Annotated in this window: 22 protein-coding genes; 7 read left to right on the top strand and 15 right to left on the bottom strand. The window is 64.8% G+C overall.

Translation table 11 applies throughout. The features are described 5' to 3' along the window. Positions 1–240: 240 nt before the first annotated feature. The gene (locus ACUDTM_RS12730; protein ID WP_061480468.1) at positions 241–1,257 is read left to right on the top strand and encodes a class 1 fructose-bisphosphatase; all 1,017 of its coding nucleotides are present in this window, start codon (positions 241–243) and stop codon (positions 1,255–1,257) included. Between the two features lie 108 nt (positions 1,258–1,365). Beyond that, positions 1,366–2,073, top strand: a complete 708-nt coding sequence (locus ACUDTM_RS12725; protein ID WP_032957940.1) for a 2OG-Fe(II) oxygenase — start codon at positions 1,366–1,368, stop codon at positions 2,071–2,073. Positions 2,074–2,128: 55 nt separating this feature from the next. Here ACUDTM_RS12725 and ACUDTM_RS12720 read toward each other — a convergent pair whose 3' ends face one another. The 15 genes from ACUDTM_RS12720 to dnaA all read right to left on the bottom strand — a co-directional run bounded on the left by ACUDTM_RS12720 (position 2,129) and on the right by dnaA (position 19,082). Continuing rightward, positions 2,129–3,220, bottom strand: coding sequence for a PA0069 family radical SAM protein (locus ACUDTM_RS12720; protein ID WP_072168776.1), 1,092 nt, complete (start codon positions 3,218–3,220; stop codon positions 2,129–2,131). A 122-nt stretch (positions 3,221–3,342) separates the two neighbouring features. Then, on the bottom strand, positions 3,343–4,086 hold the full coding sequence (locus tag ACUDTM_RS12715) for a pyridoxine 5'-phosphate synthase (RefSeq protein ID WP_072168775.1): 744 nt from the start codon (positions 4,084–4,086) through the stop codon (positions 3,343–3,345). Between the two features lie 9 nt (positions 4,087–4,095). Next, positions 4,096–4,365 (bottom strand): hypothetical protein, encoded by a 270-nt coding sequence (locus ACUDTM_RS12710; RefSeq protein ID WP_049438866.1) that lies wholly within the window; start codon positions 4,363–4,365, stop codon positions 4,096–4,098. A 40-nt stretch (positions 4,366–4,405) separates the two neighbouring features. Next, entirely contained in the window at positions 4,406–5,866 is a 1,461-nt protein-coding gene (gene cls, locus ACUDTM_RS12705; RefSeq protein WP_072168774.1) for a cardiolipin synthase, read from the bottom strand. A 158-nt stretch (positions 5,867–6,024) separates the two neighbouring features. After that, positions 6,025–6,438, bottom strand: a complete 414-nt coding sequence (locus tag ACUDTM_RS12700) for an ExbD/TolR family protein (RefSeq protein ID WP_005411740.1) — start codon at positions 6,436–6,438, stop codon at positions 6,025–6,027. Positions 6,439–6,441: 3 nt separating this feature from the next. Then, entirely contained in the window at positions 6,442–6,867 is a 426-nt protein-coding gene (locus ACUDTM_RS12695) for an ExbD/TolR family protein (protein ID WP_005421196.1), read from the bottom strand. A gap of 61 nt (positions 6,868–6,928) precedes the next feature. Next, positions 6,929–7,690: a TonB-system energizer ExbB gene (exbB, locus tag ACUDTM_RS12690; RefSeq protein WP_005411738.1), complete on the bottom strand. Its 762-nt coding sequence runs from the start codon at positions 7,688–7,690 to the stop codon at positions 6,929–6,931. A gap of 94 nt (positions 7,691–7,784) precedes the next feature. Further along, on the bottom strand, positions 7,785–8,453 hold the full coding sequence (locus ACUDTM_RS12685; protein ID WP_005421199.1) for an energy transducer TonB: 669 nt from the start codon (positions 8,451–8,453) through the stop codon (positions 7,785–7,787). Positions 8,454–8,596: 143 nt separating this feature from the next. Further along, positions 8,597–9,790, bottom strand: coding sequence for a tetratricopeptide repeat protein (locus ACUDTM_RS12680; RefSeq protein ID WP_061480436.1), 1,194 nt, complete (start codon positions 9,788–9,790; stop codon positions 8,597–8,599). Positions 9,791–9,922: 132 nt separating this feature from the next. Then, positions 9,923–10,729 (bottom strand): M48 family metallopeptidase, encoded by an 807-nt coding sequence (locus tag ACUDTM_RS12675; RefSeq protein WP_061480435.1) that lies wholly within the window; start codon positions 10,727–10,729, stop codon positions 9,923–9,925. Positions 10,730–10,800: 71 nt separating this feature from the next. Next, the gene (locus ACUDTM_RS12670) at positions 10,801–11,649 is read right to left on the bottom strand and encodes a CPBP family intramembrane glutamic endopeptidase (RefSeq protein WP_049417132.1); all 849 of its coding nucleotides are present in this window, start codon (positions 11,647–11,649) and stop codon (positions 10,801–10,803) included. A gap of 67 nt (positions 11,650–11,716) precedes the next feature. After that, positions 11,717–14,176 carry a DNA topoisomerase (ATP-hydrolyzing) subunit B gene (gene gyrB, locus ACUDTM_RS12665; protein ID WP_061480434.1) on the bottom strand — a complete coding sequence of 820 codons (2,460 nt, stop codon included), beginning with the start codon at positions 14,174–14,176 and terminating at the stop codon, positions 11,717–11,719. Between the two features lie 112 nt (positions 14,177–14,288). Then, positions 14,289–15,383 carry a DNA replication/repair protein RecF gene (gene recF, locus ACUDTM_RS12660; RefSeq protein ID WP_069138188.1) on the bottom strand — a complete coding sequence of 365 codons (1,095 nt, stop codon included), beginning with the start codon at positions 15,381–15,383 and terminating at the stop codon, positions 14,289–14,291. 991 nt (positions 15,384–16,374) lie between these two features. Beyond that, positions 16,375–17,475: a DNA polymerase III subunit beta gene (dnaN, locus tag ACUDTM_RS12655; protein WP_005411731.1), complete on the bottom strand. Its 1,101-nt coding sequence runs from the start codon at positions 17,473–17,475 to the stop codon at positions 16,375–16,377. A 275-nt stretch (positions 17,476–17,750) separates the two neighbouring features. Next, positions 17,751–19,082, bottom strand: a complete 1,332-nt coding sequence (gene dnaA, locus ACUDTM_RS12650) for a chromosomal replication initiator protein DnaA (RefSeq protein WP_049417185.1) — start codon at positions 19,080–19,082, stop codon at positions 17,751–17,753. Between the two features lie 255 nt (positions 19,083–19,337). Between dnaA and rpmH the strand changes: the two genes are divergently transcribed. The 5 genes from rpmH to mnmE all read left to right on the top strand — a co-directional run bounded on the left by rpmH (position 19,338) and on the right by mnmE (position 25,831). After that, on the top strand, positions 19,338–19,478 hold the full coding sequence (gene rpmH / locus ACUDTM_RS12645; protein ID WP_005411729.1) for a 50S ribosomal protein L34: 141 nt from the start codon (positions 19,338–19,340) through the stop codon (positions 19,476–19,478). Between the two features lie 5 nt (positions 19,479–19,483). Continuing rightward, complete coding sequence (gene rnpA, locus ACUDTM_RS12640) at positions 19,484–19,978, top strand: ribonuclease P protein component (protein WP_072168770.1); 495 nt, start codon at positions 19,484–19,486, stop codon at positions 19,976–19,978. Beyond that, positions 19,978–21,693 carry a membrane protein insertase YidC gene (gene yidC, locus ACUDTM_RS12635; RefSeq protein ID WP_072168769.1) on the top strand — a complete coding sequence of 572 codons (1,716 nt, stop codon included), beginning with the start codon at positions 19,978–19,980 and terminating at the stop codon, positions 21,691–21,693. The genes rnpA and yidC overlap by 1 nt, the downstream gene beginning before the upstream one ends. Positions 21,694–21,808: 115 nt before the next feature. Continuing rightward, on the top strand, positions 21,809–24,478 hold the full coding sequence (locus ACUDTM_RS12630) for a polysaccharide deacetylase family protein (protein WP_072168768.1): 2,670 nt from the start codon (positions 21,809–21,811) through the stop codon (positions 24,476–24,478). 3 nt (positions 24,479–24,481) lie between these two features. Further along, positions 24,482–25,831, top strand: a complete 1,350-nt coding sequence (mnmE, locus tag ACUDTM_RS12625; RefSeq protein ID WP_072168767.1) for a tRNA uridine-5-carboxymethylaminomethyl(34) synthesis GTPase MnmE — start codon at positions 24,482–24,484, stop codon at positions 25,829–25,831. Positions 25,832–25,920 lie beyond the last annotated feature (89 nt).

Raw genomic sequence — 25,920 nt, 5'->3', positions numbered from 1 at the left:
TGAAGCGCAGGGCGAGGTACACCGTGGCCAGGACCGTGAGGCGCATGGATGCGCCGACCGAGCCCCCATGGATGGGTTTACGGCGTGTCCTGGCCACGGTGTACCTCGCCCTGTGCCTCCATGAAGGAAGGCGCCACGAGCACAACGCATCTGGAAACGATTACGCCTTCCCGCGCTCACGCACGCCCCCGCCAGACGGGCGACAATAGGCGTTTTCCCGCTGCCGAGACCTGCCCGACCATGTCCCGTACTTCGTTGACCCGTTTCCTGATCCAGGAACAGCACGCCGGCCGCATCAATGCCGACCTGCGCCAGCTGATCGCCGTGGTCGCCCGCGCCTGCACCAGCATTTCCATCGCCGTCAGCAAGGGCGCCCTCGGTGGCGTGCTCGGCGACGCCGGTACCGGCAACGTGCAGGGTGAAGCACAGAAGAAGTTGGACGTCATCAGCAACGAGATCCTGCTCGAAGCCAATGCCTGGGGTGGCCACCTTGCCGCCTGCGCCTCGGAGGAAATGGACCACAGCCAGCCGGTGCCGGACATCTACCCGCGCGGTGATTTCCTGCTGCTGTTCGATCCCCTCGACGGCAGCTCCAACATCGACGTCAACGTCTCCGTCGGCACCATCTTCTCGGTGCTGCGCTGCCCGACCAACGTCGAGCTGCCGGGCGATGACGCCTTCCTGCAGCCGGGCAGCAAGCAGATCGCCGCTGGCTACTGCATCTACGGGCCCAGCACCCAGCTGGTGCTGACCGTCGGCCATGGCACCCACGCCTTCACCCTGGACCGCGAGAAGGGCGAGTTCGTGCTGACCACCGAGAACATGCAGATTCCGGCGGCCACCCAGGAATTCGCCATCAACATGTCCAACCAGCGTCACTGGGAAGCGCCGATGCAGGCCTACGTCAGTGATCTGCTGGCCGGCAAGGAAGGCGCGCGCGGCAAGAACTTCAACATGCGCTGGATCGCCAGCATGGTGGCCGACGTGCATCGCATCCTGACCCGCGGCGGCATCTTCATCTACCCATGGGACAAGAAGGATCCGTCCAAGGCCGGCAAGCTGCGCCTGATGTACGAAGCCAACCCGATGGGCCTGCTGGTCGAACAGGCCGGCGGCGCCGCCTGGACCGGCCGCGAGCGCATCCTCGACATCCAGCCCGACCAGCTGCACCAGCGCGTGCCGGTGTTCCTGGGTTCGCGCGAGGAAGTGGCCGAAGCGGTGCGTTACCACCACGCGCACGACGAAGCGAAGGGCTGACGGCTCGACGCCTGACGGCGGTCATGGCAGTTCGATGACATGACCGCAGGGTGACACCGAGGGCGGCAAACGGCACCATCAAGCCGTTGCCGCCGAAGGAATGCACGCATGCACGAGCAGGGCCCGGTCGATTTCATCGAGGTCATCCACAACGCCGTCCCCAGTGAGGTCTGCGCGGCCATCGTCGAGCGCATGCGTGCCACGCGTGGCCTGCTGCCCGGTGCGGTGGGCAGTGGCGTGTTCCCGGAACTCAAGCACAGCAAGGATCTGCGCATCAGTGGCCTGGACGGCTGGCAGGATGTTGATCAGCAGCTGCAGATTGCGGTGTTCAACGGCCTGCTGACTTATCTACGCCGTTATCCACAGGCGTTGATTGCCCCGCTGATGTTGCAGATCCAGGACAGCAATGGCCAACCGCGACGCCTGTCTGCCGAGGACTTCCCCGACATGCCGCAACAGCAGCTGGCCGACCTGGCCCGCACCTGCCTGCGTCCGGGCGCGATCAACCTGCAGTGGTATGCCGCGGGCGAGGGTGGCTACCCGTACTGGCACTGCGAGCTGTACCCGAAGGATGCGCAGGCCGAGACCCTGCACCGGCACGTGCTGTGGACGCTGTACCTCAATGACGACTTCGACGAAGGCGAAACCGAGTTCCTGTTCCAGGGGCGGAAGATCGCGCCGCGCACCGGTAGCCTGCTGATTGCGCCGACGGCGTTCACCCACACCCATCGCGGCAATCGGCCACAGGGTGGCGACAAGTTCATCGCCACCAGCTGGATCCTGTTCCAGAGTGCGCAGAAGTTGTTTGGCGGGTGATCCCGAGCTGCTCGTCGGCCTTGATGTAGAGTCGAGCCATGCTCGACTGATGGCCTCAGAACAACGACCCCTGCGGCGAATCCTTCTTCGGCGGCAGCGGCTTCTGGAACCGGCTGCAATCCAGCTTCGGCCAATGGCTGTTCTGCGCATTGAATCCCAACCGCTTGCGCGCCAGCTTGAAGCGGTTGTTCAGCAGATCGGCATACACACCCTGGCCGCGCATGCGGGTGCCGAACTGGCTGTCGTAGTCCTTGCCACCACGCAGCTGCTGGATGGTACTCATCACGTGCGCGGCGCGATCGGGATGATGGGTATCGAGCCAGTCGCGGAACAGTGGCGCCACTTCCAGCGGCAGGCGCAGCAGCACGTAGCCTGCGGTACTGGCGCCGGCATCGTGCGCAGCCTCCAGCACCGCTTCAAGTTCGCTGTCGTTGATCCACGGAATCACCGGCGCCAGCATGACTCCCACCGGGATACCCGCGTCATGCAGGCGCTTCATCGCGCGCAACCGTGCATGGGGTGCTGATGCGCGCGGTTCCAGCTTCGCGGAAAGATGCGGGTCCAGCGAGGTCACCGAGAAATGCACACTGACCAGGTTCTCCGCCGCCAGCGGCGCGAGCAGATCGATGTCGCGCTCGACCAGTGCGTTCTTGGTGATCAGCGAGAAAGGATGCCTGGTTTCCAGCATCACTTCGATCAGCTGGCGGGTCAGCTTGAACTTGCGCTCGATCGGCTGATACGCATCGGTGTTGATGCCCAGCGCGATCGGCTGCGGCACGTAACCGGGTTTCGACAGTTCCTTGCGCAGCAGCTGAGGCGCATTGGTCTTGGCGAACAGCTTGGTCTCGAAGTCCAGGCCAGGTGACAGGTTCAGATAGGCATGGGAAGGGCGCGCGAAGCAGTAGGAACACCCATGCTCACAACCGCGGTACGGATTCACCGACTGGCTGAAGCCGACGTCTGGCGAAGTGTTGCGGGTGATGATGCTGCGCGCGGTCTCGGCGCGCACCTCGGTGCGCAGGCGCGGCGCGAGGAACTCCTCGCTCTCATCGACCGCCCAGCCGTCGTCCACCGCCTCGCTGACGGTGCTTTCGAAGCGCCCAGCAAGGTGGGACGTGGAACCTCGGCCCTTGATCGCAATACCCATTGCGGCAGGGTACGTCGCCGCCGTCTCAATGGCTGCGACGGCTGTCTGAAGGGTTCAGGGCAAGTCTGAGCCGAGCGTGGGTTCGGCGCTGTAGAGCCGAGCCTACGCTCGGCTGCAATGCATCAAAGCAGCGCCAAGTACCCGCGCACGGTGGCATCCAGCCCGTCATACAGTGCCTCGCCGATCAGCGCGTGGCCGATCGACACCTCCAGCACGTCCGGCACCTGGGCCAGGAAGTCGCGGAGGTTGTCCTGTGACAGGTCATGGCCGGCATTCACTCCCAGCCCCACTGCATGCGCCCGCCGCGCCGCAGTGGCGAACAGTTCGAGCATTGCCGCAGCGTCGCCCGCCGCATGCGCCTCTGCGTAGGGGCCGGTGTACAGCTCGATGCGGTCGGCACCGACCTCGGCGGCCTGCTCCAGCAACGGGTTGCCCGCATCAACGAACAGGCTGACCCGGCAGCCCATCGCCTTCAGTTCCGCAATCAACGGGCGCAAGCGCTCGGCGTCGCGTTCGAAGTCGAAACCGTGGTCGGAGGTGATCTGGCCATCGCCGTCGGGCACCAGGGTGGCCTGCGCCGGACGGGTCTGTTCGCACAGCGGCAGCAGCCCCGGGTACCCCTCGCGCGGCGGCGCAAATGGATTGCCCTCGATGTTGAATTCCACGCCACGCGCGCGGGTCAACGTGGACAGGGCCAGCACGTCCTCGGCGGTGATGTGGCGGCGGTCCGGCCGCGGATGCACGGTGATGCCATGCGCGCCGGCATCCAGGCAGGCCTGGGCGGCGCGCACCACGTCCGGTTCGGCACCGCCGCGCGAATTGCGCAGGACGGCGATCTTGTTGACGTTGACGCTGAGCTGGGTCATGGAACGGAACTACTTGGAAAGAGGGGACGGATCGTTGTCGTTGGCGTCATCGTTGCGGCGCGCCTGGGCCTGCTCGCGCAGGCGGCGCAGTTCCTCGGCATCGATCAGGGTGGCCGGGTCGCGCTGCAGGTCGCCGAAACGGGCCACGTAACGACCGCGTACCCAGGCCAGCAGGAAGGCGAGCGCAGCCAGCAGGCACAGGGTCATCAACCCTGCGCTTGGGGTCTTCAGCGCGAAGGCAAAGCAGCCCAGCGCCAGCAGCAGGTACAACCAGTACATAGTCGGGCTCCCCGGATGATCGCCGCAGTGTAGCGCTGCGTCAGAGAAGCGGCGAGGCCAGCCGGGCGAAGGCCTCGGGCAGGCGGTGCAGCCACAGCGAGCGCCCGGCCTGGTCATGCACCCGCGTGGCGCGATCGAATTCACCCTGCAGCAGCTCGGCCAGGGCTGCCACGCGGTCCCGGTCGCTGATCATCATCGACAGCTCGAAGTTCAGGCGGAAGCTGCGGTGGTCGAAGTTGGCACTGCCGACAATGCAGACGTCGTCGTCGGCGATGAACGCCTTGGTGTGCAGCATGCGCGGGCCGTACTCGTAGATCTTCACGCCGGCATGCAACAGCTCGTCGAAGTACGAGCGCGCGGCCTGGGTGACGAACCACGAATCGCTCATTTTCGGTACCAGCAGGCGCACGTCCAGGCCGCCCAGCGCGGCCGAAGTCAGCGCCATCCGCGCCGCTTCACCCGGCACGAAATAGGGCGTCACCAGCCACACCCGCTCGTGCGCTTCCTGGATGGCGGCGACGTGCAGCCGGTGGATCGTCTCCCAGCCCGAGTCCGGGCCGGACACCAGTACCTGCGCGTTGATCGCGCCATCCCCGCGCAGCGGCATATCGGCCGGCCACAAGCGGGCGATATCCATCCGCGAGGGTTCCTGGCCACTGGCGTAGAGCCAGTCCTCGGCGAACACCAGCTGCAGACTGCGCACCACATGACCGCGAATGCGCATGTGCAGGTCGCGATAGGCGTCGGGCCTGCGGCTTTCGTCTTCCTCGTCGGTGATGTTGATGCCGCCAGTGAAGGCCAGGCGGCCATCGACAATCACCAGCTTGCGGTGCGTGCGCAGGTTCAGCCACGGGCGCTTGAACGGTTTCAGCAGCTGACGTGGGTGGAACCAGATCGCTTCACCGCCAGCCTCGAGCAGGGGCTGCAGGAAACGGCGGGGCAGGGCGGAGGAGCCCACCGCATCCAGCAGCAGGCGCACCTGCACACCGGCACGTGCGCGCTCGACCAGGGCATCGCGCAGGGCGGTGCCTGCGTGATCCGGATTGAAGATGTAGTACTCCAGATGGATGTGATCGTGCGCCTGTGCAACGGCCTCCAGCAAGGCCGCGTAGGTCGCCGCACCGTCCACCAGCCAGGTCACTTCGGTGGCACTGCTTGGGGCCAGTCCGGTCGTGGCCTGGGCCACCTTGGCCAGTTCGGTGCAGTCCGAATCGGGCGGGCAGACATCGCTGTAGTGCTCCATGCCCGAGCGTGCACGGCCACGACGCAGCCGTTGCCGCTTCACCTTCTGCGGGCCCAGCAGGTAGTAGATGAAGAGCCCGAGATAGGGGAGCAGTGCCAACGAAAGGATCCAGCTCAGCGTGGCCACCGGCTCGCGCTTCTGCAGCATGATCCAGCCCGCCAGCGCGAACAGGTACAGCAGGTAAGCCACCGCCATGATCGTGCCGAGGTGGGCGATACCGTCGAGCCAATGGCGCAGGGAATCGAAGAGGGCAAGCATGCGCCGATCATAGCGGGCGCGTGCTCCCTGATGGGGTCAGATCCCTTTTCCTGCCAAAAAGGGATCTGACCCCGACTGCATCCCACAAACAAAAAAAACGCCCCTGTCTCCAGGGGCGTCTGCAGTCGCGTCATGACTGTTGTGTTGCGGTGTCGCGTTTACTGCTGCACAAAACCGATCTTCTTCATCTGAGCGTTCTTCGCGGCGGCCAGAACCTTGGCCATCACGTCGTACTCGGAATCTGGGCTGGCGTCGATGCGCAGTTCCGGCTGGTTGGTCGGGTCACGCTGGACCTCCTGCTCCATCCGCTGCTGCAGCTCGCTGGTATTGATCGGGCTGTTGTTCCACGAGACCTGGTTGCTGGCGTCGATCTTCAGTTCGATCGGCGGCGGCGGTTCGACCAGCTGCGGCGGTGGGTTGAGCACGCGCTGCGGCAGGTCCACGGCGATCGGGTACGTCATGATCGGCGCGGTCACGATGAAGATGATCAGCAGAACCAGCATCACGTCCACGAGGGGCGTGACGTTGATGTCTGCCATGGGGCCCTTGCCACCACCACTACTGAATGCCATGGCTTATTGCCCCTTTTCTTTGGTCGCAACGAAGCCGACGTCCAGCATGCCCTGTTCCTGCGCGACCTTGGTCAGGTCGTTGATGACGCGCATCTTGGTGGTGCGGTCACCACGCAGGTTCAGCGGCGGCTGCGGGGTCTGCTGTGCGGCGGTCGCCAAGCGGGACTCGAGAGTCTGCTTGTTGATTTCTTCGTCGTTCCAGTAGATCGAGCCGTCTTCCTTGACTGCCAGCGTGATCGGGTTGGGACGCTTTTCAGCATCTTCCGGCTTCTGGATCAGGTTGGCTTCCGGCAGATCCACCTTGACCTTGTGGGACATCAGGGGCGCCGTGATGATGAAGATGATCAGCAGCACCAGCATCACGTCCACGAGGGGCGTAACGTTGATGTCGGCCATGGGGCCGCCGCTGTTACCACTACTGAAAGCCATAACGGGCTCCGTCTAGATCTTGGTGACTACTTACTTCGTCGCTGGGTGACGCGCGCCGCAATTAGCGGACGCGCGAACCGGTGGCGAAGAAGTCGTGCAGGTCGTGCGCGAAGGTATCGAACTTGCTGATGGTCGCGCTGTTGATCTTGCTGAAGAAGTTGAAGGCGAACACGGCCGGGATTGCGACGAACAGACCGATCGCGGTCATGATCAGCGCTTCACCCACCGGGCCGGCAACGGCGTCGATCGAAGCGGAGCCGGTGGCACCGATCTTGATCAGCGCGCCGTAGATGCCCCACACGGTACCCAGCAGACCGACGAACGGAGCGGTCGCGCCGACGGTGGCCAGCAGGGTCATGCCCGACTGCAGCTTGTTGCTTTCGCGGGTGACGGCCTGACGCAGAGCGCGGTCGACGAACTCCGAACGGCTCAGGTTCTCACCGACGCCGCCGGTAGCACCGCCTTCAGCGCGCTGGTGGTGGGCAGCTGCCTGGGCAGCGTCCAGGGCGATCTTCGAGAACGGCTCCGAAGCCGGCTGCTCTTCCATCGCACGGATGGCGTCCTGCGCGTTCGGGGTGTCCCAGAACAGGCTGACGACGCGATCAGCGGCGCTCTTCAGGCGGGTGGCACGGAAGATGTTGATGACGGTCCAGTACCAGGACATGGCCGACATGGCGATCAGGGTCAGCAGCACGACCCAGGAAACCGCGAAATCACCCGGCTTGGTGGTCATTTCGTGGATCAGGTGCTCGAAGCCCATCTGCGACAGGGCGTTGGACGGATTGCCCCCGGCAGCAGCGGCGATGAAAATTTCCTGCAGCATGACGCTTACCTTTGTTGTGTGTGGTGATAAAGGGTGTAGCTAAGCTAAACAATCGAACCGGGAGCGGGGGTGGCCAGGCGGCCACCCGGGCGCATCAGTTCAGCGCAAAGTTGACCGGGACGCGAACGCGACCTGCCGTCTTCTTACCGCCTGCTTCAGCGGCGTTGAAGCGCCACTTGCGAGCCGCTTCCATCGCAGCACGGTCCAGGTCGCGGTTACGGCTGGACTTTTCCACCGTGACATTGGTGACGTTGCCGCTGGCATCGACATCAATGATCAGGATCACTTCGCCCTGGATACCTGCGCGGAAGGCTGCCGGCGGGTAGCGCGGCGGATTCATGGCCTTCGACGAGATGTCCACGCTGGCCTCGATCGAGGTCGGCGGTGCCGGCGGCGCCGGAGGCGACGGCGGGGTGACGATATCGTTCGGACGCGGCTCCGGCACGTCGACAACCGGCGCCTGCGGCGGCGGCGGTACGGGCGACGGCTTCGGCGGCGACAGATTCTTCACCGGCGGTGGCGGAGTATCCTGCGGCGGCGGCGGCGGCGGCGGCGGTGGGGGCGGCGGCGGCGCGTCGACGATGGTCACCATGACGTTGCGCTCCTTCTCCGCGACGGCCTTGGGAGCCACGGCGGGAATCAGGAGCATCATGAAGGCGGCCAGATGCAGGGCAATTACAAACGCGATGCCGACGATGCGAGGCCAGCTCAGCCCCTTGTCATCGGGTTGTTCGTACCGGTGAACGACTAGTTGTTCCGTCATGCGCCAAGAGCTCAATAGTGGGGCCGGAATCCCGGGGGCGGGATCCCTGATCAGCGGTGCATGACACCGCAGGAACCTCCAAGCTTATACCAATCCTGAGCGCCTGCGCATCAACTGAGCAGGCATTCAGGCGTTATTCCTACTTACTTCAGGTTGATGATTTTTTTGGCATCAGCCTGGTTCTTCACGCCCTTCGCCAGCGCCTGCTGGGCGGCCTGCTTGGCCTCGGGGACGCGACCTTCGGCATGCAGGACGCGTGCCAGGTTCAGGTAGGTCTCACCGTCCTTGGAGAGCGGGGCGGCCTTCTGCCACGCATCGATCGCCTGCGGCACCTGGTCGGAGTAGTAGTAGGACTGGGCCAGCGCCAGGTAGACCTGGTAATCCGGCTTCAGGATGCCCTTCTGCAACCCTTCGTTGATGACCGCGATGACGTCCTTTTCCTTGTTCTCGGTGTTGGCATAGATCGAGTACAGCTGCTTGTACTCGCGCTCTTCGGTGAGCTGGCCGCTGCTGCGCAGCTTGTCCATCACCGCGGCGGCCTTCGGCATCTGGTCAGCCTGCATGTACATGTTGGCCAGATTCAGCTGGGCCTTCTTGTCCGACGGGTTCTTGGCCGCCAGCGCTTCTGCGGCCTGCACGGCCTCACCGGTCTGGCCGGCTTCGGAAAGGGCCGCCATCAGCAGCTGGTTCCAGTTGTCCTTCGGCTCGGCAGCGCCCGCGATGGCCTGCTTCAGCACCGGGATCGCTTCCTGGTAGCGCTCCAGCTGGTACAGCGCCTGGCCCTTGGCAATCAGCTCTTCCGGCTTGGTCGACTTGCTCTCGGCGAAGTACTTGTCCAGGGTGGCCAGGCCTTCGGCAGTCTGGTCTTCCTGCAGCTGCAGCTGGCCCAGCATCAGCATCGACTGGAAGTGGCCGTTGTTGTCCAGGCCGTTGAACTGGATGACCTGCTTCAGGTAGGCGATGGCGGCCGGGGTATCGTCGGTCTGGTAGGCGGCCTGCGAGGCCAGCTGCGCGGCCAGCGACTTGTCGTACTCGTTGGAGGCGCTGTCAGCCAGGATCGCGTCAGCCTGCGTGCGCGTCTCCGGGAACTTTTCCTTGTTGTAGCTGTCGATCATTTTCTGCAGCTTGCTGCCCATCTTGGCCGAGGCCTTGACGGTCGGCTCCTGGCGGGTCGCATTCGGGTACAGCGGTTCGGCCTTGGCCTGCTTGCTGCTGCCGCCGCGGCTGCCACGGTCGGAGGAACGCGAGGACTGCGCGAAGGCATCGGTGACCACGGCGCCGGTCAGGGCGGTCGCGACGAGGACGGAAAGCACAGCTTTGTGGTTACGGAAAATCATCGTTCACCTCGATCGAACCGCCGGATAGCGGCAAAGTCGGACTGTCAGAAAAATCTGAGCCGCCAAACGTATCAGAAACAGATGGCGTGAGAAATCGTTTTATGTGCTGCAATACAGCATAGAACTGCGCACTCATCCGCACTTTGGCCGCAGCCCGGCCGCCTGCGCCTGCTGATAGACCGGCGCCAGGCCCGGTGCGTCACGTCGCAGCTCCTGGATCCGGTTGGCCGGATCGGGGTGGGTGGACAGCCATTGCGGGCTTCGACCGCCGCTGGCGGCCATCATGTTCTGCCACAGATCCACCGCCTGGGCCGGGTTGAAACCGGCTTGGGCCATCAGTCGCTGGCCGATCACATCCGCCTCGCTTTCCTGGGTCCGCGAGCCGGGCAACAGGAAGGCCGCCTGCGCGCCCATGCCGCCCAACTGGTTGACCGTACTGGCGGCACCATCGCCATAGGCGGCACCGGCCAGCGCGCCCAGCACGGCCAGGCCGGTCTGCGCGCCCATCTGCCGGGTAATGCGTTCCTCGTGGTGACGCGCGATCACGTGGCCGATCTCATGACCGATCACGGCAGCCAACTGGTCCTGATTCCTGGCAACGGTGAAGATGCCGGTGTTCACGCCCACTTTGCCGCCGGGCAGGGCAAAGGCGTTGGGTTCCTTGTCGACGAATACGGCAGTCTCCCACCGTACGCCACGGTACTGAGGCGGCAGCTGTGCGACCAGCGCATTGACCACGCACTGCACGTAGCCGTTCTGGCGGCCATCGGTGCTGATCTTCTCTTTCTGCTTGGTCTCGGCAAACGCCTGCGCACCGAGCTGGTCAAGCTGTGCCTGCGACACGCCGCCCACCATCTGCCGTCGTCCGGTTGGCGAGGTGGTGGTCGCACAGGCACTGACCACGGTGGTGATGACTAGAGCCAGCAGCAGTTGTTTCATGGGTCCGCCCCCGTGTTCATGTGCGCAGTGTGTAGCGTACCTGCTTAATCTTTCGTCAAGCGGGCACGGCGTTACGTTGACCCCAGGAACACCATTGCGGCGAGCGCGACCGCGTTGTTCAGCGCATGCGCGGCAATCGCCGCCCACAGGGTGCCGGTGCGGCGGTACAGCCAGCAGAAGGCGGCGCCCATGCCACCGTACACCAGCCACAGCTGCGCCATGCCCAGCAGCGAGTTCTTGCTGACACCGGGCACTTCATGGACCAGGGCGAACGCCAGGCTGCTGAGGATCAGGCCCAGCCAGGGGCGGCCGGCCTGCCACAGGCGCCCGAACAGGACGCGGCGGAACAGCAGCTCTTCGTAGGCGGGGGCGAGGACGACCGCAAACAGCACCAGGAACAGCGGGAAGCGAGCGATTGCGCTCTGCATCAGTTCCACGTTGGTGGGCACCGGCTCGATGCCGAACTGCTTGGAAAGGAAGGCGATGCCGTTGCTGCCGAGCACGATCAGCGTGGCCACCAGCAGGGTCCAGCCCCAGGTGGACGGCCGCAGCAACGCCTGTCGCGACGCCATGCGTTCGCCGGCGTTTGCCGGGCGTCGCCAGAAGTACAGCAGCAGCGCGGCGCCACCGGTGGCGATCAGGGCCATCAGGATCTGCGCCAGGGCACCGGGCTGGCCCACTGCCGCGCCGACGGCGTCAGGTGTCAGTCCGCCGCCATTGGCCTCGGCGTTGGCGCGGCTGACCACGATTGCACGGTAGAAGCCCCAGAACAGGCCGGTGACCATGCTCAGGCCGACCAGGGTAACGGCGGCGATGCCCAGGTCGATGAAGAAGCCTGCCAACGGTGCCACGGCGCGCGGTGGGGCAGACACCGGCGGAACCGGGGGCGGGGCGGCGGAGACCGGGGTGGATGCGGACATCAGGTACCTGTGTTCAAGGGACGAAGGCCGGTGCAGCTCCCCGCGCACCGGCCAGGTCCCGATTGTGTCAGATATCCAGGTTGGCGACCTTCAGCGCATTGTCTTCGATGAAGTCGCGACGCGGCTCGACGACATCGCCCATCAGGGTGCTGAAGATCTGGTCGGCAGCGACCGCATCCTCGATGCGCACCTGCAGCAGGCGACGGGTCTCCGGGTTCACCGTGGTATCCCACAACTGCTCCGGATTCATTTCACCCAGACCCTTGAATCGCTGGATCTGGCGGCCGCGCTTGGCCTCCTCGAGCAGCCAGTTCTGCGCCTTCGCGAAGCTGTCGACTTCGATCGACTTGGCGCCGCGGGAAATCGTTGCACCTTCGCGCACCAGGCCGTGCAGCAGCTTGGAGGCCTGGTGGATCGCACGCAGTTCGCCACTCTCGAACGCCGACATCGGCAGCACCTGGATGTGCTCCTCGCCCATGTGGCGACGGGTCACCAGCACGGCGGCCGGGCGCTCGTCGTTGGCCTCCTGCAGTTCCAGGCTGAAACGCGGGCTGCCCAGGCTGCCCTGGTTGAGGCGCTTGGCCAGCGCATCCAGGCCTTCGCCTTCGCCCGCATTGCGCAGGCTGTCCATGTCCATCGGCACGAAATCAACCAGCGCTTCAAGCAGGTTGCGGTCATAACGGTGCGCGTTGCGTTCGATGGAATCGAGCGCGGCGGCGTAGGCCAGCAGCAGCTTCTCCAGCGCCAGGCCTTCGATGCCGGGCTCGCCGGTGGCCGGCACCAGTGAAGCGTTTTCCACTGCGCTGCTGGCCAGGTAGCTGTCCAGCGCCGGGTCATCCTTCAGGTACAGCTCCTGCTTGCCCTGCTTGATCTTGTACAGCGGCGGCAGGCCGATGTAGACGTAACCGCGCTCGATCAGCTCCGGCATCTGACGGTAGAAGAACGTCAGCAGCAGGGTGCGGATGTGGGCGCCGTCGACGTCGGCGTCGGTCATGATGATGATCTTGTGGTAACGCAGCTTGTCCGGGTTGTACTCGTCGCGGCCGATGCCGGTACCCAGTGCGGTGATCAGCGTACCGACCTGGTCGGAGGACAGCATGCGGTCGAAGCGCGCGCGTTCCACGTTGAGAATCTTGCCGCGCAGCGGCAGCACCGCCTGGTTCTTGCGGTTGCGGCCCTGCTTGGCCGAGCCACCTGCCGAGTCACCCTCGACGATGAACAGTTCGGACAGCGCCGGGTCCTTTTCCTGGCAGTCGGCCAGCTTGCCCGGCAGGCCGGCGATGTCCAGCGCGCCCTTGCGGCGGGTCAGGTCGCGGGCCTTGCGCGCAGCTTCACGCGCACGCGCGGCATCGACGATCTTGCCGGCGATCGCCTTGGCTTCGTTCGGGTTTTCCTGCAGGAACTCTTCCAGGCGCGCACCGAAGGCGTTTTCCACCGCCGGACGCACGTCGGAGCTGACCAGCTTCTCCTTGGTCTGGCTGGAGAAGCTCGGGTCCGGCACCTTCACCGACAGCACCGCGATCATGCCTTCGCGCATGTCGTCGCCGGTCAGGTTGATCTTGGCCTGCTTGGCGATGCCGTTCTGCTCGATGTAGTTGTTGAGCACGCGGGTCAACGCACCGCGGAAACCGGCGAGGTGAGTACCGCCGTCCTTCTGCGGGATGTTGTTGGTGAAGCAGTACATCGTCTCCTGGTAGGAGTCGGTCCACTGCAGCGCCACCTCCACGACGATGCCGTTGTGCTCGCCGGTGACGGAGATGACATTCGGGTGCAGCGGGGTCTTCAGCTGGGCCAGATGCTCCACGAAGCTGCGGATGCCGCCTTCGTAGTGGAAGTCATCGCGACGGCCGTCGCCGCGCTCGTCGGCAAGGACGATCTTGACGCCGGAGTTCAGGAACGACAACTCGCGCAGACGGCGGGCCAGGATGTCGTAGTGGAATTCCACGTTGTCGTGGAAGGCGACGGTGGACGGCCAGAAGCGCACGGTGGTGCCGCGCTTGGTGGTGGCTTCCAGCTTGGCGAGCGGGGTCACGGCTGCGCCGTTGCTGAATTCCTGCTGGTAGTGGGAGCCGTTCTGGAACACGTCCACCAGCAGCTTCTGCGACAGCGCGTTGACCACGCTGACGCCGACGCCGTGCAGGCCGCCGGAAACCTTGTAGCTGTTGTCGTCGAACTTGCCGCCTGCGTGCAGGACGGTCATCACCACTTCGGCGGCGGAGACCTCGCGACCGAGCTTGGCGCTCATCTGCTCGTGCTTGCCGGTGGGGATGCCGCGACCGTTATCGGACACCGAGACCGAGCCGTCAGCGTGGATCGTCACCGCGACATGGTCGGCGTGGCCGGCCAGCGCTTCGTCGATCGAGTTGTCGACAACCTCGAACACCATGTGGTGCAGACCGGTGCCGTCATGCACGTCACCGATGTACATGCCGGGTCGCTTGCGGACAGCCTCCAGGCCTTCCAGGGCGGTAATGCTGTTGGCGTCGTAATTGCCGTTGTTTGCCGGGGTGTTCTGTTCGTCGCTCATTGCGCTTGCCGTAGGCTCCGCAGGTCGGACACCGCTTGGGGCGATGTGCCGAGAATGAAAGGATTCCAACCCGAATTATACCAGCCGGGGTCGAGTGGCCCTGATGTGCCCACTATGGCACAGCCACGATCTGTGCATGTTCCACGTGGAACCGGGCGATCTGGGTCAGGCCCTGCAGGGCCGCCGGAGGTTCAGTAGCGGTGACGAAGATCTGCGCCGGGCCGGTGAGCAGACGCTCCAATACCCGCGCCTGGTGGGTACGATCCAGTTCGGAGGCCAGATCGTCCAGTGCGATCACCGGCCATTCGCCGCGCTGTTCTGCATAGTCCTCAGCCTGCGCCATCAGGCACGCCAATGCGGTGAGCTTGGCCTGACCGCGTGACAGTGCATCGCGACCAGGAATGCTGTGGAAATCCACGCTCCAGTCCGCCCGGTGCGGCCCAACCGAGGTGTAGCCGGCCTGGCGGTCACGATCCCGGGCCAGAAGCAGAGCATCTGCCAGGGGAAGCTCATGCCGACGCCAGCCCGGACTGAGTTGCAGTGCCTGGATACCGAGTTGCGGTGCCAAACTGGCCGCGAGCGCCACGGCACGCTGCTGCAGCCGCTCAAGGTAGTGCTGACGCCGGCTGGTAAGGGGCTCTCCGGCCTCAGCCAACTCGTGATCCCAGGTGTCCAGCATCCGCGACGGGCCGCCCTGCTTGAGCAGGGCGTTGCGCTGCTTCAGCGCCCTTGAATAGCGGCGCCACAAGGACAGGAAATCAGGTTCCACGTGGAACAAGCCCCAATCCAGGAAGCGACGGCGGGGCTCGCCACCGCCGCTGACCAGCGCATGGCTGCCGGGCTCGAACGTCACCACCGCCAGCGCTGCGCAGAGGTTGCCGAGCTGAGCCACGTCTTCACCGTCCAATCGTCCCTTCCAGTCCTGGCCACTGTGGCGCAGGCCGGCCTTTCGGCGATGCGGCGCGTGATCGGCACGCTGCTCGTCCCATTCCACGAAGATCTCCAGCGCCTCCTGGCCCTGGCGTACCAGCCCATCGCGGACCCGGCCGCGGAAGCTGCGGCCATAGGCCATCAGATGCAGGGCCTCCAGCACGCTGGTCTTGCCGGCACCGTTGTCGCCAGTGAGCAGGTTCAGCCCCGGCTGGGGCAAGAGATCCACCGCACTGAAGCGACGCAGTTGGTGCAAGGCGAGGCGGCGGATAAGCATGGGGCGCGAACGACCATCCGCTCGAGGCGGTAGAGGGACAGGGAATCCATCAGCTTACTGCATCGGTCAAGCCGGACGTGCTGCACCCGCATCGACGCGGAGCAGAAGCTCCCGCGCACCAACTGATCGCGGGTTCCACGTGGCGCCGGTTCACCGGCATGCCCGTTTCCAGCTCCGGACGCAGCTGAAATTCCTTCAATTCTGCACAGGGTTGCGGGGCGTGGCCCGCCAGATTTCAACGATTTCAGGACCACTGCCGCAGGTGTTTGATGAGCGCTTGCCCGGCCGGGTGAGCGGGCGGGGGCCCGGATTCCTCCAAATCTGAGATCCGATGCCCTGGGAGGTTCCACAGATTTCAAAGAATCCGGCCCATTCGTTTCACGCTGTCCACAGCGGGTCGGTATGACTTATACACAAGGTATGGGCAATCTGTGGATAAAAAAGCCCTTTTGCTTGGGTCTGGAAACTATCCACAGGTTCCCCCCCAGCCTGAGGCGCCTCTATACAGGGGGTTTCACCCGCATAAATTCCTTTTAAATCATGTAGATAACACATTTCTCCACGAAATCTGGCTCTACCATCACCACCATGCTTTAGATTTATACCCAGATTTAGAAGCTAGGCTTGGCTCGATCTGCGCCGAATGAGTCCTGTGGACAGAGAGGATTTCAGAAACAGCGAGCACTGGCGCCGCAGCGTGGATGCGCTTCGGCATCCGACCAGGCCAGGCCCATAGCAACTGCGTTGAGACTCCAGGTACCGGCCCCGATCAAACTTGATTCGGAAGCAGTCCCTGGCATCGACTCAACGTCCCGTCGGCAGTTGGGCCTGGGAAGCAAAGCGCACGCAGCCGGGTCCATCAAGCAAGATGCGTTCCGTCCGAAATACACGCTGGAAAGGGTCGGACCGATGATCCACGTGGAACGTGCAAAAAAAAAACGCCCGGGAGCTTCCCGGGCGTCGTTATGTTCCACGTGGAACCGGGCTGATGTCAGAGACGCAGCGGCATGACCACGTGGCGCGACTTCTCGCTGCTGGACTCACGCACCAGCGCCGAGGAGTTGGAGTCGCGCAGCTGGATGATGACTTCCTCATCGCGCAGGGCGGAGAGGGCATCCAGCAGGTAGTTCACGTTGAAGCCGATGGCGAGATCGCTGACCGTGGTATCGGCTTCGATCTCTTCCTGGGCTTCCTCCTGCTCCGGGTTGTGCGCGCTGATCTTCAGGTTGCCCGGCGACACTTCCACGCGGATGCCGCGGTACTTCTCGTTGGACAGGATCGCAGCGCGCTGCAGCGAGGCGCGCAGCGCTTCACGATCAACCTTCACTTCACGGTCGGCACCGATCGGAATCACCGCTTCGTAATCCGGGAAGCGGCCGTCGATCAGCTTGGAGGTGAAGGTGACATCGTCGCGCTTGACGCGGACGTGGCTGCGGCCGACTTCCAGCTCGATCTCGCGATCACCGCTTTCCAGCAGGCGCTGCAGCTCGGTCACGCCCTTGCGCGGCACGATGATCTGGCGCTTGGAACCGCTAGGCTTGGCCAGGTCGGTTTCACACAGCGCCAGGCGGTGGCCGTCGGTGGCAACGGTACGCAGGGCGTCACCGCGCAGATCGAACAGCAGGCCATTGAGGTAATACCGCACGTCCTGCTGCGCCATCGCGAACGCGGTGCGCTCGATGAGCTCCTTCAGGGTCGCTTCGCCGATGGCCACTCGCTCAGTGGCTTCCACTTCGTCAACCGACGGGAAGTCATTGGAGGGCAGGGTTGCCAAGGTGAAGCGGCTACGACCGGCCTGCACGGTGATCTTGTCTCCGGTCTGCGAGACGGTGATCCGGCTGCCATCGGGCAGGGCGCGGATGATCTCGAACAGCTTGCGGGCGGGAATGGTGGTTTCACCGTCCTGGGCATCTTCAACCGCGATCCGCGACACCATCTCCACTTCCAGGTCGGTACCGGTCAGCGACAGCTGGCCGTTCTGCACCTGGACCAGGAAATTGGCCAGAACCGGAAGGGTCTGGCGGCGTTCGACCACGTTGACGACCTGTGCCAACGGCTTGAGAAAGGCTTCGCGCTGCAGTGTGAAACGCATGTGGTTCCGTGCCCCTATGCTTTAAAAAATGTGGAATAAATCAAAAGCTTGGTGGTGCTGGTAGAGACAGAATCGCTGGAAAACAATGCTAAGTCTTTGTAAATTAAGGAGTTTCAGACATCGAAACCCTCTGTATTACCGACCCCAAAGGGGTGGGGAAAGCTGTGGATAAATTCGACGGGATTTCAGACGCCATTTTTATCCACAACGTGTCCCGCGCTTGCTACCGGATTCTGCACCGTTTTGTGCGATGACGCCTCATCGGCATCCGTGCATCATTCGCTCAGCTTCCGGATCAGCTTGTCCCAGTCTTCGCGGAGCTTGCCGTCGGTTTCCATCAGGGTCCGGATCTGGCGGCAGGCATGCAGCACCGTGGTGTGATCGCGACCGGCAAAGGCGTCGCCGATCTCGGGCAGGCTGTGCTCGGTCAGTTCCTTGGTCAGGGCCATGGCGACCTGACGGGGGCGAGCGAGCGAGCGGGTCCGACGCTTCGACAGCAGATCCTTGATCTGCAGGCCGTAGTAGTCGGCAACGGTTTTCTGGATGTTGGGAATGCTGATCGCCTGTTGCTGGGCGCGCAGCAGGTCGCGCAGGGTTTCCTGGGCGAATTCGGTGGTGATCGCGCGGCCGGTGAAGTTGGCGCGGGCGGTCAGGGTATTGAGCGCGCCCTCGAGGTCGCGCACGTTGGAGCGCATCTTCTTGGCGATCAGGAACGCAACATCATCGGGAATCTCGGCACCGCGTTCGCGCGCCTTGGCCAGCACGATCGCGGCGCGGGTCTCGAAGTCCGGCGGTTCGATCGCGACCGACAGGCCCCAGGCAAGCCGCGACTTCAGGCGCGCTTCCAGGCCTTCGACCTCGCGCGGATAGCGGTCACAGGTCAGGATGATCTGCTGCTTGCCATCGAACAACGCGTTGAAGGTGTGGAAGAACTCTTCCTGCGTGCGGTCCTTGCCGGCGAAGAACTGGATGTCATCGATCAACAGCGCGTCCACCTGCTGGAACTGGCGCTTGAACTGATCCATGGTCTTTTCCTGCAGGGCCCGGATCATGGCGCTGAAGAACTGTTCCGAACGCAGGTACAGCACCTTCGCGCCTGGATTGGCCTGGCGCATCGCGTTGCCGGCGGCGAACATCAGGTGGGTCTTGCCCAGGCCGGTGCCTCCGTACAGCAGCAGCGGGTTGTGGGCCCGGTCGCCCGGCTTCTGCGCTGCCTGGAAGGCAGCGGCCAGGCCCAGCTGGTTGCTGCGCCCTTCGACGAAGTTGGCGAAGGTGTAGTGATTGTCCAGATTGCCGGCAAACGGCACCTGCGGTTCGCTGGACACAGGCGCCGACGACGTGGAAACCGGCGCGTTCTGCGCCTCCACGGGGCGCGGGCGCGAGCCGATTTCAAGAAAAACGTCGCTGAAACCGGCGAAGTGAGCCAGCAGTTCGCGGATCCGGGCCAGGTACAGCTCGCGGACCTGGTCGACGATGAAGGCATTCGGTGCATACAGCACCAGGCTGTCCACGCGCAGATCGGCCTGCAGCGGCTTCAACCAGGTATGAACGTCTTCCGGCGGGAACTCCGCTTCGAGGCGCTCGAGACTACGGGACCAGGCATCCATCAGCAATAATCGTCCGGTGGCCGGGGCATGGACGCGACAAGGCGCCCAAACACAGGCCGGAAAGGGGGGAAATGGATGGCTCAGACTACCACCGAGCGCCCGCCTTCGGAATGCTTGTCCCCTACTTATTCACAAAAACATCCACAGCTATTGCACAGCCCGGTGAATTCGCGTAGTCCTCAGGGGTTGACGTGAGGGGGGAGACCTCTCTAGAATTTCCGGTTCTTTCCGTCCCATTCATACGAGAGGCCCCCAATGGCCACGAAGCGCACCTACCAGCCCAGCAACCTCAAGCGTAAGCGCGACCACGGCTTCCGTGCCCGTATGAAGACCGCTGACGGCCGCAAGATCCTGTCGCGTCGCCGCGCCAAGGGCCGCAAAGTCCTGAGCGCCTGATTGCCATGCCGCACCCTGCGGCAGACGCAATCCCTTCGACAGTGAATACTGCAGACCCGCGCAAGCGATTCCCTCGCTCTGCGCGGGTTCGCACGCGTGCCGAATACTCAACGGTCTTCAACGGCGCCCGCCGTGTGTCCGATCCGCTGATGACCCTGCACTGGCTGCCGGCTGACCGGCCGGCCAGGCTGGGTCTGGCGGTTTCCCGCAAGGTCGATCCGAACGCCGTTGGGCGTAACCGGATCAAGCGCGTCCTGCGCGACATCCTGCGTCAGACACGTACCGATATCCAGCCAGGCGACTTCGTCGTCGTGGCCCGTAGTGCTGCGCGTTCCGCCAGCAACGACGAGATCCGCCAGGCCTTCCTGCGCCTGCTGCGTCGCCTGCGTGCATTGCCCGCGCCGGGCGTGGACGGCACAATGCCGCCGCCTGATGGCATCGCAACTCCTTCTTTGACCGAGCCGGCATCGCGTCCCGGCCCCGCCGAGCCTGTCCGCTGATGAACCAGACCCGCGTATTCCTCATTTTTGCCTGGCTGATGGTGGCCGTGCTGCTGTGGATGGAGTGGAGCCGTGAAAAGGCTGCTCCGACCCCGCCACCGACGACCACGTCGGCCCCGGCTGCCGCACAGAGTGTTCCGGGCGCTGCCTCGGGCAGCATTCCCAGTGCACAGGTCCCGGGCGCCCCGGGCCAGGCCGCTGTGCAGGCGCAGGCCAGTGCCACCCCGGCCAGCCAGCGCGTGACCGTCACCACCGACGTGCTGCGCCTGGTGCTTGATGGTGGCCGCGTGCTCGACGCCGAGCTGCTGCAGTTCCCGCAGACCAAGGACGAAGGCAGCCCGCCGGTTCGCCTGCTGACCGAAGACCCCGCGCATCCGTACAGCGCGATCAGTGGCTGGGCCAGCGAAGACAAGAACACCCCGGTTCCCGGCGCCGACGGCTTCAAGCTGGTCGGTGACACCAAGGACTTCGTGCTGGCCAAGGGCCAGAACGAGCTGCAGATCCCGTTCGTGTGGACCGCCGACAACGGCGTGACCATCAAGCGCACCCTGACCGTCTCGCGCAACGAGTATGCCGTGCGCTTCAAGGACGAAGTCAGCAATGCCGGCGCCGCGCCGTGGAACGGCTACGTCTACCGCACCCTGGACCGCACCCCGACCATCCTGTCGCGGAGCATGACCAACCCGGACTCCTTCAGCTTCAACGGTGCCACCTGGTACGACAACGACAAGAAGTACCAGCGTCGTGCGTTCAAGGACTACCTGGAAGACGGCACGCTCAACCAGAACATCACCGGCGGCTGGCTGGCGATGCTGCAGCACCACTTCTTCACCGCCTGGATCCCGCAGAAGGACCAGACCGCACACTACGTACTGTCGCAGGTGGCCGGTCGTGACCTGATCGAAGCGCGTGGCCCGGCCTTCACCGTGGCCCCGGGCCAGTCCACCAGCACCGAAGCCCGCCTGTGGGTCGGCCCGAAGCTGGTCAACCTGATTGCCAAGGAAGACGTGCCGGGCCTGGACCGCGTGGTCGACTACAGCCGCTTCTCGATGATGGCGGTGATCGGCCAGGGCCTGTTCTGGGTGCTGAACCAGGTGCACAAGCTGGTCGGCAACTGGGGCTGGGCGATCGTCGGCCTGGTGGTGCTGCTGAAGCTGGTGCTGTACCCGCTGTCGGCGACCCAGTACAAGAGCGGTGCCAAGATGCGTCGCTTCCAGCCGCGCATCGCGCAGCTGAAGGAACGCTATGGCGATGACCGCCAGAAGTTCCAGACCGCGATGATGGAGCTGTACAAGAAGGAAAAGATCAATCCGATGGGCGGCTGCCTGCCGATCCTCATCCAGATGCCGATCTTCTTCGCTCTGTACTGGGTGCTGGTGGAATCGGTCGAACTGCGCCAGGCGCCCTGGTTCGGCTGGATCCAGGACCTCACTGCACGCGACCCGTACTTCATCCTGCCGGTGATCAACGTGGCGGTGATGTGGTTCACCCAGAAGCTGACCCCGGCACCGGGCATGGACCCGATGCAGCAGAAGATGATGCAGTTCATGCCGCTGGTGTTCGGCGTCATGATGGCCTTCATGCCGTCCGGCCTGGTCCTGTACTGGGTGGTCAACGGCGGCCTGGGCCTGCTGCAGCAGTGGTGGATGACCAAGCGCCATGGCGGCGAGCCGGTCCCGGCCACCACCGCTCCGGCCCCGGTCAAGAAGAAGTAATCGGCAGAGCCGGCCACTGGCCGGCCGACCCCAGTAGAAGCCCGCCGCAAGGCGGGCTTTTCGCATGCGGCGTTAGAATCGCCTGCATACCGTTCCTCCCATCTTCGAGTCCGCCATGCGTGCGTCGTCGTTCCGCCTGTTCCTGCCCTCGCTGCTGTTGACCCTGGCCGTAGCGGGCTGTGGCGACAAGGACGCGAAGGTGCCGGCGAGCACGGTCACCCAGCCCAGCGCGCAGGCCGCCGCCGCTGCCGATCCGGCCGCCGCGCCGTTGATGGCCGCGCTGCAGAAGCAACTCGATGGCTACCGCCGGATCATCGTGCTGCTGGCCGACGAGGAGCAGCAGTCGACCGCCGACCGCGGCACCTCCACGCGTGTGGGCCAGCAGCTGTTCCATGATGGCCTGGAACAGCGCACGACCATCGCCGCGCTGTTCGACACCCTGCTGCGCGATTCCAGCCCGCAGCGCTTTGCCACCCTCGGCACGGTGCTGGACTACATCGAGTCTGCGCCCGAACTGTTCGACGCCGATCGCCTGGCCTTCCGTGAAGTGCTGCGTGACCTGCATGAGCGGGTCGGCACCGATTCCTCGCTCCCGGCGGTGAAGCTGCACCAGCGCATCGGTGAGGATCTGGAAGCGCTCGATGAGATCGAGCGCAACTACAACCAGGAACTGACCCGAATCTTCAGCCGCTTCGAGCGCACCCGCGCCATCGAACTGAAGCGCGAGAAGTGGGACGACTACATCGCCCACCTGCACAAGGACTACAGCCGTGAAGCGATCCTGCGCGACTACGGGGTGATCGAGCCGTATCCGATGTCGATGAAGGACAGCGACCGTGAGATCTTCGGCCGCGACCTGCCGGCCAAGACGGTGGTGCTGACCTTCGACGATGGCCCGCACAAGGCCTACACCGATGAAGTGGTGGCCATCCTCAAGCGCTACGACGTGCCGGGCGTGTTCTTCGAGGTGGGCCGCAACCTGGGCAAGGTCGAGGCCGATGGCAAGGTCAGCCTCGGCCCGATGGCGAAGATCAGCCGCAACCTGATGGAAGAAGGCTATGCGGTGGGCAACCACAGCCTGACCCACGCCCAGCTGTCGCGCACCACCGGCGACGCCCTGCGCCAGCAGGTGCTGGACACCGACACGCTGCTGAAGGATGTCGACAGCAAGCGCGCGCCGCTGTTCCGCTTCCCGTATGGTGCGCGCAATGCCGAAGGCCTGCAGCTGCTCAACGAGGCCGGGCTGAAGTCGATCATGTGGAACATCGACTCGATGGACTGGGCCGACCCGGTGCCAGAGTCGATCGTGCAGCGCGTGCTGGACCAGGTGAACAAGGAACAGCGCGGCATCATCCTGTTCCACGATATCCACGATCGTGCAGTGAAGGCACTGCCGCAGATCCTCGACCGGCTGATCGCCGATGGCTACCAGTTCGCCGGCTGGAACGGCCGCGACTTCACTGTCGCCCGTGTGCGCAAGGGCGATACCGGTGCCGCGACCGTCACCACCGGCTACGAGAAGTCGTGGGCGATCGTGGTCGGCATCGACAACTACGCCAAATGGCCGAAGCTGGAATACGCCAGCCATGACGCGCAGGCGGTGGCCGATACCCTCACCGGGCAGTTCGGCTTCCCGTCCTCGCAGGTGATCGTGCTGAAGAACGAGCAGGCCACCCGCAACAACATCCTGGCCGCGTTCCACGACCGCCTGGCCGATGACCGCACCGGGAAGAACGACCGCGTGTTCGTATTCTTCGCTGGCCATGGCGCGACCCGCCAGCTCGCCTCCGGGCGCGACCTCGGCTACATCATCCCGGTCGATTCGGATCCGAAGGAATTCGCCACCGACGCGATTGCGATGACCGACATCCAGAACATTGCAGAAAGCATGCAGGCCAAGCATGTGATGTTCGTGATGGATGCCTGCTACAGCGGCCTGGGCCTGACCCGTGGCGGCCCGTCGTCGTCGTCGTTCCTGCGCGAGAACGCGCGTCGCAGCGCGCGGCAGATGCTGACCGCCGGTGGTGCCGACCAGCAGGTGGCCGATGCCGGCCCGAATGGCCACTCGGTATTCACCTGGGTGCTGCTGCAGGCGCTGGCTGGCAAGGGCGATCTCAACGGCGATGGCCTGATCACCGGTACCGAGCTGGCCGCCTACGTGGCGCCGGCCGTCTCAGCCGTTTCGCACCAGACCCCGGCCTTCGGCAGCCTGCCGGGTTCGCAGGGCGGCGAGTTCGTGTTCCAGGTGCCGGACAGCCAGGAATTCCTCAATGCCGATACGCGCCAGCTGACCGCCGATGCGATCGCGCTGAACAACAAGGTGGATGCCGCCAGCGAGGCCAAGGGCAGCCAGGCACCGGTGACGGTGGCTGACCTGCAGGGCGGCAAGGCCAAGCTGGTAGTGCCCTCCGCCGGCCCGGCGTCCGACCGCCAGCGCGCGCAGCAGGCCAACGACCGCGGCCTGCAGCTGTACCGCGAGAAGCAGTACGACGAAGCGGTAGCCCAGTTCACCGAGGCACTGAAGCTGCGTCCGGACTTCGCCCAGGCCGCCAACAACCTCGGCTTCGTCTACTACCGCCAGCAGCGCTACGTCGAAGCGGCGCGCTGGCTGGAGAACACGCTGAAGATCGATCCGTCGCGTGCGGTGGCCTATCTCAACCTGGGCGATGCCTACTTCAACGCCGGCGACAAGGCCAAGGCGAAGCGGGCCTACACGACCTACCTGGCGCTGCAGCCGCAGGGCAGTGGTGCCGCGCAGGCACGCGCGCAGCTGGAGAAACTCTGAACCATGAACGACACGATCCGCACCGACACCATCGTGGCCATTGCCAGCGCTCCGGGCGCTGGCGGTGTCGGCCTGCTGCGCCTGTCCGGTCCGCGCGCCGCGGCCATCGCCAACGCGTTGGGTGCGCCTGAACTGCGCCCGCGCCATGCGCACTACGCACGCCTGCGCGACGCCGATGGCGAGGTCATCGACGATGGCATCGTGCTGTGGTTCCCGGCACCGAACAGCTTCACCGGCGAAGAGGTGGTGGAACTGCAGGGCCACGGCAGTCCGGTCCTGCTGCAGCAACTGGTCGCGCGCTGCATCGCGCTCGGTGCGCGCCAGGCGCGGCCGGGCGAGTTCAGCGAACGCGCGTTCCTCAACGGCAAGCTCGACCTGGCCCAGGCCGAGGCCATCGCCGACCTGATCGCGGCCGGCGACAACCGCGCCGCACGCGCCGCGCGACGTTCGCTGGATGGTGTGTTCTCGCGGCGCATCGACGCCGTGATCGAGCAACTGGTGCTGCTGCGCATCCACGTGGAAGCGGCCATCGACTTCGCCGACGAACCGCTGGATACCCTCGGTGGCGCGCAGGTGCGGCGTGGCCTGGAACAGGCGCGCAGTGATCTCGCCCTGCTGCGCCGCGACGCCGAACGTGGCCGCCGCCTGCGCGATGGCCTGCATGCCGTGCTGATCGGTCCGCCGAATGCCGGCAAGAGCTCACTGCTGAACGCCCTGGCCGGCAGCGAACGCGCCATCGTTACCGACATCGCCGGCACCACCCGCGACACGCTGCGCGAGACCATCCGCCTGGATGGCCTGGAGCTGACCCTGGTCGACACCGCCGGCCTGCGCGACGGCGGCGATGCCATCGAACGCGAAGGCATGCGCCGCGCGCACGTGGAAATCGAGCGCACCGACCTGGCGCTGATCGTGCTGGATGCGCGCGATCCGGCGGCCGGGCAGGCGGCGCTGGGTGATGCCGTGGCAGCGGTGCCGCACAAGATCTACATCCACAACAAGTCGGACCTGCTCGGTGTGCTGCCGGCGCTGGACGACCCGGACCGCGTGTTCGTTTCGGCAGCCACCGGCGCCGGGCTGGACGACCTGCATGCGCGCCTGCGTTCGATTGCCTCGGGCGGGGCAGGGGAGCAGGTGGACGGCGAGTTCTCCGCGCGCACGCGCCATGTGCATGCCATCGAGCGAGCGCAGGAACACGCGCAGCGCGCCGATGGCGAGCTGGCGAATGAGCACCTGGAACTGGCCGCCGAGGAACTGCGGCTGGCCCATGACGCACTGGGCGAGATCACCGGGCAGATGAGTGCCGATGATCTGCTGGGAAGGATCTTCTCCAGTTTCTGCATCGGCAAGTAACACGGGGTCACATCCCCGAAGACGCTCTGATCGTCTAGCTTGCCCATGACTGGCGGCAATGGGTTTCAAACCTGTGCGCGACACCTCCT

This window comes from Stenotrophomonas maltophilia group sp. vghtpe118 (assembly GCF_052605195.1).
The sequence above is the reverse complement of the archived record's forward strand: the minus strand, read 5'-3'. Positions and strand labels throughout refer to the sequence as shown.